The organism is Shewanella sp. 3_MG-2023, from assembly GCF_030548765.1.
Lineage (GTDB): Bacteria > Pseudomonadota > Gammaproteobacteria > Enterobacterales > Shewanellaceae > Shewanella.
In genome coordinates, this window is the sequence record NZ_JAUOSH010000012.1 from 38467 (window position 1) to 51679 (window position 13213).

General features: G+C 42.5%; 11 protein-coding genes. 7 read left to right on the top strand and 4 right to left on the bottom strand.

Features of this window, described 5'->3' with window-relative positions:
* Nucleotides 1–6 precede the first annotated feature (6 nt).
* The 4 genes from hslV to priA form a co-directional block, all read right to left on the bottom strand.
* Nucleotides 7–531, bottom strand: a complete 525-nt coding sequence (hslV, locus tag Q4591_RS08770) for an ATP-dependent protease subunit HslV (RefSeq protein WP_076538501.1) — start codon at nt 529–531, stop codon at nt 7–9.
* 175 nt (nt 532–706) lie between these two features.
* Nucleotides 707–1291, bottom strand: a complete 585-nt coding sequence (locus Q4591_RS08775) for an SPOR domain-containing protein (RefSeq protein WP_102440019.1) — start codon at nt 1289–1291, stop codon at nt 707–709.
* Nucleotides 1292–3037 carry an arginine--tRNA ligase gene (gene argS / locus Q4591_RS08780; protein ID WP_303460591.1) on the bottom strand — a complete coding sequence of 582 codons (1746 nt, stop codon included), beginning with the start codon at nt 3035–3037 and terminating at the stop codon, nt 1292–1294. It abuts the gene before it with no gap.
* Between the two features lie 154 nt (nt 3038–3191).
* Complete coding sequence (priA, locus tag Q4591_RS08785) at nt 3192–5387, bottom strand: primosomal protein N' (RefSeq protein WP_303460593.1); 2196 nt, start codon at nt 5385–5387, stop codon at nt 3192–3194.
* A gap of 77 nt (nt 5388–5464) precedes the next feature.
* Between priA and Q4591_RS08790 the strand changes: the two genes are divergently transcribed.
* The 7 genes from Q4591_RS08790 to Q4591_RS08820 all read left to right on the top strand — a co-directional run bounded on the left by Q4591_RS08790 (nt 5465) and on the right by Q4591_RS08820 (nt 13213).
* Nucleotides 5465–6229 (top strand): FimV/HubP family polar landmark protein, encoded by a 765-nt coding sequence (locus tag Q4591_RS08790; protein ID WP_102440016.1) that lies wholly within the window; start codon nt 5465–5467, stop codon nt 6227–6229.
* 126 nt (nt 6230–6355) lie between these two features.
* Nucleotides 6356–6568, top strand: a complete 213-nt coding sequence (gene rpmE / locus Q4591_RS08795) for a 50S ribosomal protein L31 (RefSeq protein ID WP_076538513.1) — start codon at nt 6356–6358, stop codon at nt 6566–6568.
* Nucleotides 6569–7006: 438 nt separating this feature from the next.
* Complete coding sequence (locus Q4591_RS08800; protein ID WP_102440015.1) at nt 7007–8248, top strand: malic enzyme-like NAD(P)-binding protein; 1242 nt, start codon at nt 7007–7009, stop codon at nt 8246–8248.
* 412 nt (nt 8249–8660) lie between these two features.
* Entirely contained in the window at nt 8661–10583 is a 1923-nt protein-coding gene (gene csrD, locus Q4591_RS08805; RefSeq protein WP_102440014.1) for an RNase E specificity factor CsrD, read from the top strand.
* A 454-nt stretch (nt 10584–11037) separates the two neighbouring features.
* Nucleotides 11038–11967 carry an MSHA biogenesis protein MshI gene (locus tag Q4591_RS08810; protein WP_102440013.1) on the top strand — a complete coding sequence of 310 codons (930 nt, stop codon included), beginning with the start codon at nt 11038–11040 and terminating at the stop codon, nt 11965–11967.
* Nucleotides 11964–12566, top strand: a complete 603-nt coding sequence (locus Q4591_RS08815) for a fimbrial assembly protein (RefSeq protein WP_102475449.1) — start codon at nt 11964–11966, stop codon at nt 12564–12566. The genes Q4591_RS08810 and Q4591_RS08815 overlap by 4 nt, the downstream gene beginning before the upstream one ends.
* Entirely contained in the window at nt 12563–13213 is a 651-nt protein-coding gene (locus Q4591_RS08820) for an MSHA biogenesis protein MshJ (protein ID WP_303411895.1), read from the top strand. The genes Q4591_RS08815 and Q4591_RS08820 overlap by 4 nt, the downstream gene beginning before the upstream one ends.

Sequence of the window (13213 nt, forward strand, 5' to 3'; positions counted from 1 at the left end):
GCTAATTTAGTAGTCGATTTGCTCAACGGTTTTATGTTGGTTGGTGAATACACATATATCACCGGCAATCGTTAATGATTTTTCTGCAATGTCACGGGCACTTAAATCGGTATTTTGTAATAAGGCTAGCGCAGAAGCGTGGGCATAGTTGCCACCAGAACCAATTGCAATTAGGTCATGCTCAGGCTGAACCACATCGCCGTTACCGGTAATGATTAATGATTCTTTGGTGTCGGCGACAATAAGCATGGCTTCAAGGTTGCGGAGCATTTTGTCGGTGCGCCAATCTTTGGCGAGTTCAACGGCTGATTTTAATAAATGGCCTTGATGCATTTCGAGCTTGGTTTCAAAACGCTCAAAAAGAGTAAATGCATCGGCTGTGCCGCCAGCAAAACCTGCGATAACTTTATTTTGGTATAAGCGACGCACCTTACGTGCATTGCCTTTCATGACGGTATTGCCAAGGGATACTTGGCCATCACCTGCGATGACAACTTGATTATTGCGGCGAACGGAAACGATAGTAGTCACGGTAAATCCTCTTAACGACTGCAGCGTAAAATAGTCTGCTGCTGGTTGATAAACTAGATATGGGGGTGGTTAATAGAAATTCAAGGGAATAAAAAAGACGCTAACAATGTTAGCGTCTTTTTTGAGTTGTTTATAAGTTCTTGGCTACTGAGGCTGAACTCTCACTTCGCTAAGTTTAGTATTCCCATAGCCAAATTTGGCAGCCATTAATGCTAGCACGCTGCAATTTATGTCTGGCACGCTCTGCGGCACGTTTTGACTCAAATGGCCCTAAGATCACTTTATGCCACACGCCAGTCGTGCCTTGGGTCGCTCTCACTTGGGCTTCTAGACCTTGAAAGGCAATCACGGCTTTCATTTCTTCAGCCTGAGCAAGCTTTCTAAATGAGGCGCATTGCATTTGGTAAGGGCCTTGAGACTTCATCGCACCTTCTGGCACTTCAATATCAATACTTTTATTTTCTAGCTCTTCCAAATAAGTCCACTGCTCCGTTGGCTTTGGCGGCAGGGCATTAGGGTCTTTTTTCGCAGGTTTTGGCGTTGGCTTTTCAACCACTTGGCTTGCTGGTGCTGACTCAGGCGTAGCATCATCAGAACTACCACTGATAAACCACAAGAAATAACCAAAACCGCCTAACAGTAAAATGACCACCAAGGTCGGCAAATAAGGAATAGAGCGCTTTTGCTGAGCTGCGCCTCTCTTTTTAGATGCCGAACGTTTTTTGGGACTAGGCTTTTTATTAGCGTAATCTCGGCTCATTTACATACGCTCTAAGGTTTCGATGCCTAACAGCGACAAACCGGTTTTTAAGGTTTTTGAAGTTAACTGCGCCAATAATAAACGGCTTTGTTTTTGCGCTTCAGTTTCAGCGGCAAGCACAGGGCAAGCTTCATAAAAACTTGAGAATTCACTGGCTAGCTCATAAACATAGGCACACATAACATGTGGCAAGCCTTTTTCTGTCATGCGAGTTAATACTTCGCCAAACTGAGCAAGCTTAGTGCCGAGTTGCTTTTCTTTATCGTGTTCAAGCACGATTTTAGCCTGACTTAAGTCAACATCTGCTGCACGTTTAAAGATGCCTGCAACACGGGTGTAAGCATAAAGTAGGTACGGAGCGGTATTACCTTCAAAGCTGAGCATTTGCTCAAAGCTAAAGATATAATCGCTGGCACGGTTTTTTGAAAGGTCAGCATATTTAACCGAGCTTATTCCTACAACGCGAGCCACTTCAAGGAGTGTCTCTTCGTCCATATCAGGGTTTTTGCTACGCACTAATTCAACGGCGCGAGTGTTTGCTTCATCGAGTAAATCCACTAACTTAACGACGCCACCACTACGGGTTTTAAATGGACGACCATCAGGGCCATTCATGGTGCCGAAACCTGTGTGCTCTAGCGATAAACCTTCACGGACGAAACCGGCAGTTTTAGCCAGTTTGAATACTTGTTGGAAATGCAGTGCTTGGCGCAAGTCGACAAAGTACAGGGCGCGATCGGCTTTTAATACATTTGAGCGGTAACGCATTGCCGCTAAATCAGAGGTGGCATATAAATAACCGCCATCTGCTTTTTGAATAATAACCGGTAGAGGCTCGCCTTCTTTGGTGCGAAACTCTTCTTGGAATACCACTTTAGCGCCATTACTTTCGCTTAATAATCCTTTAGCTGCTAAGTCTGTAACCACTTGGGCTAAATCATCGTTGTAAGCACTTTCGCCATGAACATCTTCACGGGTTAAGGTCACCCCAAGACGTTTGTATACGTCATGACAATGGGCTAACGAAATATCATTAAATTCACGCCACAGTTTATTGCAGTATTCGTCACCTGATTGCAGTGATACAACTAAGTTACGGGCGCGGGTAGCAAAGTCGCTTGATTCATCAAAACGTACTTTTGCTTCACGGTAGAAAGTTTCTAAATCAGATAGCTCAAGATCTGCTTGTTCGCCATGAGCTGCGCGAAGCTCTTCCATATATGCCAGTAGCATGCCGAACTGAGTGCCCCAGTCACCCACATGGTTTTGACGAATGACCTTATGGCCTAAAAATTCTAGTGCGCGCACCACACTGTCACCAATAATGGTTGAACGTAGATGACCTACGTGCATTTCTTTGGCAAGGTTTGGTGATGAGTAATCAACTACAATGGTTTGTGATTCAGGTAAGGTGATCCCTAAATGCTCACTGTTTAATGCATCTTGCAGTTGATTCGCTAAGGCATTTTCATCAATAAAGAAGTTGATGAAACCGGGGCCTGCAATTTCAACTTTAGCCACATGGCTAGATGCCGGTAGGTTGTCGATGATTAGTTGAGCGATATCGCGCGGGTTCTTTTTAGCAACTTTGGTTAGCATCATCGCTAAGTTAGTGGCTAAATCACCATGAGTTTTATCTTTAGTGCGCTCAACTTGAATGCGAGCCTGAAAATCAGCTGGGACAATGCCTTGTTGCTTAAAAGAGTCGACGGTTTGTTCTAGTAAAGATGCAATATGTGATTTCATGGGCGTTTATCAGCACTAACTTAAAGTAAAAGACAGGAGTAACCGACTATTTTAGCCGCTTTTGATACTCGAATGCTATCTCGATAGTGTTTTTATTCGAGATTTTTTTTAAATTTCAGCAAAGCGAATTTTATCGCAGAATAAGCCAAGCTGATTACATTAAATCTTGCGGGTCGCGGTCAATGCTCCAACGGCATTTTTTACTTTCAGGCAATGCCTCAATGGTTGGCAATACTTGCTCAAAAACCTGTTGTAATCGTTGTCTATTTTTAGCTTGGAATAATAACTGGCGGCGGTATTTGCCCGCTTTACGATCCAATGGAGCAGGCATTGGGCCAATGACTTCAAACTCTTTATCTTGGGGTAATAAGCTGGCCACCTGATTGAGAAAGCTATCGGCATCTTCTGCTAAATGGGCATCGGCTCTAAGCAGCACCATGTGCCAAGCGGGTGGTAACAGGGCTTGTTGGCGCTCAAGTAATTGCCCGCGGGCAAACTTACCATAACCGTGCTGCAGTAAATCCCTTAATATGGGGTTATCACTTTGATGGGTTTGTAGTAATACTTTACCGGGCTTATCAGCACGGCCGGCGCGGCCTGAAACCTGGGTATATAGCTGCGCAAAGCGCTCTGGGGCTCGAAAGTCAGCGCTGAATAAAGCGCCATCGACATCCATTAATCCCACTAAAGTCACATCTGGAAAATGATGCCCTTTAGCTAGCATTTGGGTGCCCACTAAAATTTTATATTCACCTTTTAAAATGCCGTTGAGCTGTTTTTCTAATGAGCCTTTTCTGCGGGTGGTGTCACGATCGATCCTCACTACCGGATATTGGGGAAACTCTTGTGCTAAGGCTTGTGCCAATTGCTCTGTGCCGGTGCCATGGCCCATTAACATGGTGCTGCCGCACTCATGGCATTGATGAGGAATAGCATATTGATTGCCACAATGGTGGCAGCAGATTTCATTTAAACCTTGATGAACAGTAAAAAAGGCATCGCAGCGATCGCATTCATGCAAATGTCCGCACTCATGACAAAGTAGGGCTGGCGAAAAGCCACGGCGGTTTAGAAATAGTAATACTTGGTTGCCCGCATCTAGGTGCATACGCATTTCATTGATCATTGAGGCGCTCATGCCGGCCTTAAGCGGATGGGAGCGAATATCGATAATTCCTTGCTTCACTTTTTGGGCTGCACCTGCGCGTTCGCCGAGTTCTAAGTGGGCATAACGGCCTGAAATGGCATTCTGTAGCGATTCTAGCGATGGCGTTGCCGAACCTAAAATCACTTGAATATCTTCTAAGTGGCCGCGCATAACAGCTAAATCGCGGGCGTGATAACGCACCCCTTCTTGCTGCTTAAAGCTGCTGTCATGTTCTTCATCAAGAATGATAAGCCCTGGATATGCCATTGGGGTAAATAATGCCGAGCGAGTGCCGATAATAATCGCGGCTTCACCGCTACGGGCCTGACGCCAAGCCTCTAAACGCTGGTTGTCAGTTAATGCGGAGTGAATAACGGCAATATTGACATCAAATCGGCGCTTAAAGCGGTTAATGGTTTGCGGTGTTAAGCCTATTTCAGGCACCAAAATCAGCGCTTGTTTACCTTGCTTTAGGATAGTTTCTAATACTGACAAATAGACTTCGGTTTTACCAGATCCAGTAATGCCCTCTAATAAACTGCAATGAAACCCTTGCTGCTGATTAAGGATAGATACTGCCACTGCTTGCTGTTTATTAAGTTTAAGTGGGGTTTCTGTCATGACCAATTGTTGACGCCAGCTTAAGTCGGCGGCATTGGTGATGTGTTGGCGCTCAACCCAGCCTTTATCTTCAAGGGCTTTTAAGGCCAATTTACTGAGCTCTTGGGTGGTAAATTCATCTTGGCTGATGGCCGACTGCTGCAGTAATTCGAATAATTTCTTTTGTGCTGGCGCTCTTTTGAGCACGCTGATATCGACTTGCTTGCCTTGCTCGTTTAACGCAAATACAGTCACAGTCTGCGGTTGAGCACTTGACCCTTTACGCAGGGCAACCGGTAAGGCTTGGCTGAGCATTTGCCCTTGGCTGGCAAAGTAATATCTTGCCGCCCAAAGTGTTAATTTGTACAAACTTTCAGGCAGTAACGGTTTATCATCCAGCAGTTCAGTGATAGCTTTAATCTTGTTTGCTGGCACGTCGCAGCCATCTTTAATGGCAGTAATAAGCCCAATTAGTTGCTGTCGACCAAAAGGCACTTTTACCCGCAGTCCAAGCTTTATTTGTGCTACGTTGGCTTCAGGGATTTGGTAACTAAAGGTTTGCCGCATGGGAACGGGCAATGCAACCTCAACAAACACAGGCATAAGTCATCATCATTCAGAATTGTGAAGCTCTAGTTTACTCCAGCTAGACCGTAAATAAATAGGATAAGAGAAAATTGATGTTAAAAGGATTATTTAGCAAACATACCCTAGCACTGTCTGTGTTTTTATTTTCGTTTAGTGCCCAAGCAGCGCTGAGTCATATCAGTATCAATAGCCGCCATTTTAAGCTAGATCAGCATCCGCAATTAAAGCTTAATATTGTGGCCGCTAACGATGATCTTTCACGGCTGAGTTTTCACTTACGTCAAACCGTTGGAGCAAATGAGGTTGTTGAGGAGTTAATGCTGCAACCTGTGAGTCGCTTTATGCTCTATGCCATAGGTGTTGATGATGTCAGTGACCCTAATGCTAAGCTGATTGTCAGTGAATATAAGGGCAATAGCTGGCAGCAGTATGCGGTATTGTCGGTATTTGATGCCCCTTACATAAAGCCAAATGGTCGCAGTGATATTAAAATCGATGCCGCTAAAGCACTCAAAAAAGTCCCGTTAGCTGCAACACCAGCCGAAAAGGATCCTATTATTGTAACGGCGAGTAATAACAGCAATAACAGTCAAGCTTGTATGGTTGAGCGTAATAACACTGAGACCTTATGGGGGATTGCGTCACGTTATGCTACATCGTGGAATACCCATGTTTATGGGGCGATGTTAGCGCTTTATGAGGCCAATCCTCAGGCGTTTTCTCAGCAGAAAATTCACTTAATCAAACAAGATGTGCCATTGCGATGCCCGACAAAAGTTCAGTTGAATCAATATATAACAAAGGCCGATGCGAAACTTGAATTTGAGTCGATAGAAGCTAAACACCGTAGCCAATAAATAGCACTTGTTTGGTCTGGACACATACTGTACTATTGCGCGCCTAAAACACTATTGTTATTAACGCATGTGGTGCTCAACTTCGGGTTGGGAGAGCGACGTGGCCTCTATTAAAAGGTAATCCAAATGAAAACAGGTATCCACCCAGACTACGCTGAAATTACTGCAACTTGTACTTGTGGTAACATCATTAAAGTAAATTCAACTGCTGGTAAAAACTTGCACTTGGACGTATGTGGCGCATGTCACCCATTCTACACTGGTACTCAGAAAGTTGTAGACACTGGTGGTCGTATCGACAAATTCAACAAGCGCTTTGGTGCACTTGGTAAAAAATAATTGCTCTTGCAATTATTTTAAGAAAAAGACGCTTCGGCGTCTTTTTTTGTAGCTGTCACTTTTTACACAAATTTATTTTCAGCTGAATAAAGTTTTTGGTTATAAATTATATAAACTCAACTGAGTTAATAATATTGTTATTTAGACAAACTTTTGACAAGTTTAAGTAGCATTTTACGGTTTTTATTAGCAAATCTTGTTATTTGTCTACATTTTTAAGTCCTTGATTCTTAATGTGATGGTTAATTTTTTGATTAAAAAATATAACTTGACCAAATTCTAATTATTAAAGGTAACTTTTGTTATTTTTTGATTTATAATCCCAGCAGAAAGCGATCGCTGACGGATTAGTTTGATCTCAAGTTATTTTTAACTGGCCTCGTTTTCGCAGAATTACTTTTACTTCGCCGTATCACTTGCCTCACTCAGGAAAATACAATGCCAGATTTTCGCCAACAAGCTCTCGATTACCATGAATTCCCAGTTGCAGGTAAAACTGCTGTAACCCTCACTAAACCAGCGCAAACCAGTCATGATCTGTCGCTGGCATACAGTCCTGGTGTGGCAGAGCCGGTAAGAGAAATTGCGGCAAACCCTGATGACGCATATCGTTATACTAATAAAGGTAATACCGTTGCGGTGATTTCTAACGGTACGGCAATTTTAGGCTTAGGTAACTTAGGCCCATTAGCATCAAAACCTGTAATGGAAGGTAAGGCATTACTGTTTAAGCGTTTCGCCAATATTGATTCAGTTGATATTGAAGTGAAGCACAGAACTACGGCAGATTTTATTAATACGGTTGAGTCGATTGCAGATACCTTTGGCGGCATTAATTTAGAAGATATCAAAGCGCCTGAGTGTTTTGAAATTGAAAGAGAGCTTATTGCCCGTTGTAATGTGCCTGTGTTTCATGATGATCAACATGGTACGGCTATCGTAACTGCAGCAGGCATGTTGAACGCACTTGAAATTCAAGGCAAAAAAATTGAAGACGCAGTATTTGTTTGTTTAGGTGCAGGTGCTGCGGCCATTGCTTGTATGACCATGATTGTTAAGTGTGGCGCTCAGCGTGAAAATGTTTACATGCTCGACAGACAAGGCGTGATCCATACTCGCCGTGAAGACATTAACGAATACAAAGCCTTGTTTGCTAACAACACAGACAAGCGTACCTTACAAGATGTGATTAAGGATGCCGACGTATTCTTGGGGCTTTCTGGCGCTGATTTATTAACTGCTGATGACATTGCGCTAATGGCACCAAAACCGGTTATTTTTGCTTGTTCAAACCCAGATCCTGAAATTAAACCTGAGTTGGCTCACTCAATCCGTCAAGATTTGATTATGGGTACCGGCCGTAGTGATTACCCAAACCAAGTGAATAACGTATTGTGTTTTCCTTTCATTTTCAGGGGCGCATTAGACGTTCGAGCCAGTGTCATTAATGATGAAATGAAAATTGCTGCAGTTAAAGCGTTAGCGGCAATTGCTAAAGAACCGGTTCCCGCAGAAGTATTAGCAGCCTACCCACATGTTAATTCATTAAGCTTTGGCCCAGAGTACGTGCTGCCTAAGCCAATGGATCCTCGTTTATTGAAAAATATCGCCAGTGCGGTATCTCAGGCGGCCATTGATTCAGGTGTCGCGGTATTAGATAAGGTACCCACTGACTATTAATCTATTAATGGTTAGATATTCACCTTAGTTAGAAGGGGCATTAGCCCCTTTTTTATTGGCTGAAAATGGCGTTAATAATAAACGAGTTTGACTGCTATAATTAAATGATGCTGAGTAAATGTCACTATTATTTTTGCAAGATTGCAGCAGATAATATAGCTAAATAAGATTATTAAGCCTAAGCTCACTTTTTTAAAACTGCGACAGCATTTTTTTATTAAACAAGTGATAGTATGACGCGTTCAATATAAGGCGAGACTATTAGTATAAAGTAAACGCGTTTAGCATAAACTGAACATGTGATTTTAATATTATTTTTCTAAACTATTTCTCTAATAATAAAAATGTACTCGCAATAAAATAACAATAACTAATTCCCCTTGAGTGCTGTGTTTAAGCAGGATGCTGATAAATGAAATTAACGAAAATGCTAACCAAAAAGCTGATCAGTTTTTGGCTGTTATCGCTCACGGCTGTGGGCTTTATTTTTTTGGTGGGTGCTATGGTCAGTTTCACGCAACTGACCTATAAATTTCAGCAGCAAAAAGTCGATAAGTTAGGGTTGATGTTAGTTGAACACTATCAATCTAAGAGCCAATCCGCAAACCAATCCAAGAGCCAACCCAAGTATCAGTGGGATTTACATGCATGGCTACCGCCTATGCTGATGGCTTTTAACGCCAATTCATTTAAGTTGACCCGTGGTGATGATATTTTATTTGAGTATTACTCCCCTACGGCAGATCAATATCCCACTCTATATAAGCATACGCTTGATAAGTCGTCTAATTTAGCGATGGAGCTAAATTTGCCTCAGCCTTATCTAGTACAACAATTGGGGTGGTATGAATATATCAGCTTGTTTATTGCTTTAAGCGCCATTGGACTGTTTGTCCGTTTTGGATTGCGCTGGTTTACTGAAGAGTTAGACGGCATTGAACATATTGCTCAGCGTAGTCATTTGATTTTGGATGGAGAGCATCAACAAGCATTGCAATATGCGGCTAAGGCCAGACCACGACTGATTAACCGTGCCATGACAAAGTTACTTGTGCAACTGCAAGATGCCCAAAAAGAGCGTGGCCGTTTTGATCAGTTTATTCGCTCGAATACCTTTTTGGATCCCAGCACCCGCATTGGTAACCGCATATTTTTTGAAAACCGTTTGGAGGCGTTAACGCACCAAGAAACCATGATTGCTCATGGAGTAGTGGTGCTGATGAACTTTGACGACTTAGATTTATTGCAGCAACAACATGGTGTTGAAGAAGTGAATGAGCAGCTTAATGACTTAGTGCAAGCTGTACAAAGGTTGCTGGTGAGATTTGAAGAGTCCATTTTTGCTCGCTACAGTTTTAATCAATTTGTCGTGGTAGCGCCGCAACTTTCCCTTGCTGAAGCGGACAGTTTAGCCGGCAAACTGCTTAAAATTGGCATTAGCCAATTACAAAATCAGTCTGACTCTCAAGATAACTATATTCATTTGGGGGCGGCCTTTTATAAGGCTGGCGATCAGCAGCAGCAGATCGTTGAAGAAGTTGAAATGGCCTTGAAAGCAGCGCAATTGCAACGAAATAATAACTGGTTTATGTATGACAAAGGCGCTGTGGATAAAGAGATCGCCAAAGGATCGGTGCGTTGGCGCAGTTTCTTAGAAAGCACCTTAGTTAACCGCCGCTTTGTGACTGTTACTAAAAAAGTGATTGATAGCGATGGCGCAACTTGTCATCAGGAAGTCTTTAGCCGGGCTATTGATAATCAAGGTAATGAGGTTAGGGCGACGTTATTTATACCTATGGCCAACAAATGTGGCTTGATGCCGCAAATTGAGCGGCAATTAATTGAAACTGTATTGTTCGAGCTAATGGCTAATAACCAACAGCATTTTAGTGTTAATTTAAGCCTCGATTCGCTAACCAGTCGCGCTTTTACGCGCTGGCTACAAACCACATTACTTGAGCATCGCCCTTTAGCATCAAGGCTTACTTTTGAAGTGGCTGAAAATATTGTGGTCAAACATCAACAAGACTTGGTAGCCACGCTCGAAATGCTTCGCAAAATAGGAGCCAGGTTGTGTGTTGACCATGTGGGCTTGCAAGTTGTGGGCACTCACTATATTCAAGAGTGTCATTTTGACTTAGTAAAATTGCATCGCTCTATTATTCACCAAATCCATTTAAAGTCAGAAAACCAATTGTTTATTCGTAGCTTAATTGGTGGCTTATATCGCGCTGAAGTGCAGGTATTTGCTGAAGGTGTCAGCAGTTTTGAAGAGTGGCAAACTTTAAAAATTCTCGGTGTTAGTGCCGCCCAAGGTGACTTTTTTAACCATTAGTATTGACCTTGTTTGGGCTAGCTTAAAAGCGTTTTGCTATAAATTGGTACAATAATTGTATCTTACTGTATCAGTAACGACTCATAGTGGGTCGTTATCGGTAGCCGTTCTGGGAGCAATGATAGATTTTGGCCATTTACTCAGCAGATTTTAGCACATTTAACAGTGATAGCATGTTTGATGAACAAGTGTGAAACTTGTGTATCTTCGTTTAACAACCTATCTTATGTATAATGGAAAATTTGCCAAATATTCCCCTATAAAATTAAGGGACTAAAGGTTAAAATGACACGCGTTATTTTTTTGACACTTTTTTAGTCTTAGTTGGCTATAGTCGTTATGACATCTCGGTAAGTGCGCTATTTTGATGTTGTATAATTGGTTTGATTTTGGCTGCGTAGAGTTGCTTTTCTATGTCATTACATTTGCGAGTCATTGAAGCACAGGGTTTTGAATGAAAAATGGTTTTTTGAACACATTAGCTTTTTGGCGCAAGCCTCAGCCTACTACAGAGTTAGGCTTATACCTTGGCGCGGATACGATTTCAGTTTTTCAGACTAATATTGTCAGCAATGCTGAACAACAAACTGATTCAAAAACAAAATCCTTTGCAAACTCGGCTAAAAACAGTGTTATTCATCAAATCGCTTTTAATGGCGATAATTACTCAAAAGCCTTTGAAATGCTACAGCAAGAATTTGGTGCAGCTAAGCTTCAAATTGTTTTGAGTGAAGCCTTTTATCAGTTAGTCACTGCCGACAAACCCAATGTACAAGCACAAGAGTTAACTCAGGCGCTATTGTGGTCGGTTAAAGATTTAGTTTCAGAGCCTGTTGGCAACATTCAATTAGATTACTTTGAGTCTTCGTTAAATACATCCGGAAAAATTAATGTGGTGGTAGCCAATAAAGCGCAGCTGTCACAATTGGCACAAGCTTGTGAGCATCATGGTTTTGTCATTAGCGGCATCAGCATTGAAGAACTTGCTATGACCCACTTATTTGACGATGAGTCAGCCCACATGATTGTTAGTCATGTATCAGGGCAAGAGTTGCTATTAACCGTGGTTAAGCAAGGCGAGCTATTAATGCAGCGCCGAGTGCGCGGTTTCAGTCAAATAGATAGCGCCAGTGCCCAAGACTTACAATATGGATTAGCCGATAATTTGAGTTTAGAAATCCAACGCTCAATGGATTACTTCGAGAGCCAATTACGCCAAGCGCCAGTTCATTCGATTAATTTACTTATCAGTGGTGAATCCCAAGCCTTGGTGCCTTTGGTTGCACAAAACTTTAATCAAACGGTCAGTGTGATCTCACACGACTCAGTAAATGGTCATTTTGCCGCCATGGCATATGCGCAACTCGCTGGAGGTGTTAAGTGATCAAAACCACGGTTAACCTGTTTAGCGTAGACTTATTGCCCGCCAAGTTAAGGCTATCTTTTGAGCGCATGATGCTGGCGGTTGCCGCCGTAGTTGTGCTCAGCCTTATCGCCTGGGGTGTTGGTTTTTGGTTGGAGTCGACTCTTGCCAGTCAGCACGGCGCATTATCAAAGCAAAAGTTGCAATTAGACAACCAAAAAGCGGCGTTAGAGCTGCAATTATCCACCCGTCAACCGGATGCGGATTTAGTTGCTAAAGTCGAGCTTGAGCAGCAACGTCTAGAGTTAAAGCAATTATTATCAGATGAAATAAAACAACGAGATAACATGATAAGTCATGGCTACGCAGGCCTGCTCACCGATCTTGCCTCTGTATCTGATAGTTCTGTGTGGCTAAACCGTATCGTGATTAATCAGCAATATTTTGAATTTGAAGGTTTTGGCTCTCACCCCCAGAGCATTCCGCTATGGGTTGAGCGATTAAAAACCACTGAAACCCTTAAAGGTTATGCCTTTGCCACCATGACAATGGATAGAGGCGAAAACCAGCCTTTGGCGTTTAAGTTGGCGAGCACTGCTGAACAGGGGGCGAAGCAATGAAGCAAACATGGCAAAAACTCGCCACTCAGTTTAATGAGCTTAGTCAGCGCGAAAGAGTATTGATTGCCCTTGCCAGCATAATTGTTGTCGCAATGCTGCTTTATTTTCCGGTTGAAACTATCTGGAAAGAAAGATTAAAGCTGTCACATCAAGTCACGCAAATTGAATCTGAAAATGATATTTCAGAGCAACAAATTGCGCTTTATCAGCAGCGATTAGCCATGGATCCTAATAGCGATTATCGCAATAGATTGACCATGATTGAGCAGCAAAATCAGCAGATGGATGCCAATTTAGAAAGCCAGATGATCTCCATGGTGCCAGCCAATTATATGCCGACAGTATTAACCACTTTGCTGGGTAATATTAACGATGTGAAGTTAGTGTCATTTTCCTCTATCGCCCCGCAGCCACTTATTGAGGTGGGCGAAGAAGACAAAATGAACTTATATAGCCATGGTATTCGCTTGACCTTAGAAGGGCGCTATTTTGCTATTTTAAAATTTATTCAGTCCATTGAAGCGATGCCAGACAAATTATATTGGAAGCGTCTCGATTACCATGTTGAGCAACACCCCAATGCCACAGTAGAAATAGAGCTTTATACCTTAAGTATTAATAAGGAGTTTATTAGTGTTGCACAATAA

Bases quoted from the DNA above. Each gene is read 5' to 3' on its own strand.
- Q4591_RS08810 (WP_102440013.1), top strand. From the start codon at position 11,038: ATGAAAAATGGTTTTTTGAACACATTAGCTTTTTGGCGCAAGCCTCAG.
- Q4591_RS08775 (WP_102440019.1), bottom strand. From the start codon at position 1,291: ATGAGCCGAGATTACGCTAATAAAAAGCCTAGTCCCAAAAAACGTTCG.
- Q4591_RS08790 (WP_102440016.1), top strand. From the start codon at position 5,465: ATGTTAAAAGGATTATTTAGCAAACATACCCTAGCACTGTCTGTGTTT.
- Q4591_RS08800 (WP_102440015.1), top strand. From the start codon at position 7,007: ATGCCAGATTTTCGCCAACAAGCTCTCGATTACCATGAATTCCCAGTT.
- priA (WP_303460593.1), bottom strand. From the start codon at position 5,387: ATGCCTGTGTTTGTTGAGGTTGCATTGCCCGTTCCCATGCGGCAAACC.
- rpmE (WP_076538513.1), top strand. From the start codon at position 6,356: ATGAAAACAGGTATCCACCCAGACTACGCTGAAATTACTGCAACTTGT.
- csrD (WP_102440014.1), top strand. From the start codon at position 8,661: ATGAAATTAACGAAAATGCTAACCAAAAAGCTGATCAGTTTTTGGCTG.
- Q4591_RS08820 (WP_303411895.1), top strand. From the start codon at position 12,563: ATGAAGCAAACATGGCAAAAACTCGCCACTCAGTTTAATGAGCTTAGT.
- argS (WP_303460591.1), bottom strand. From the start codon at position 3,037: ATGAAATCACATATTGCATCTTTACTAGAACAAACCGTCGACTCTTTT.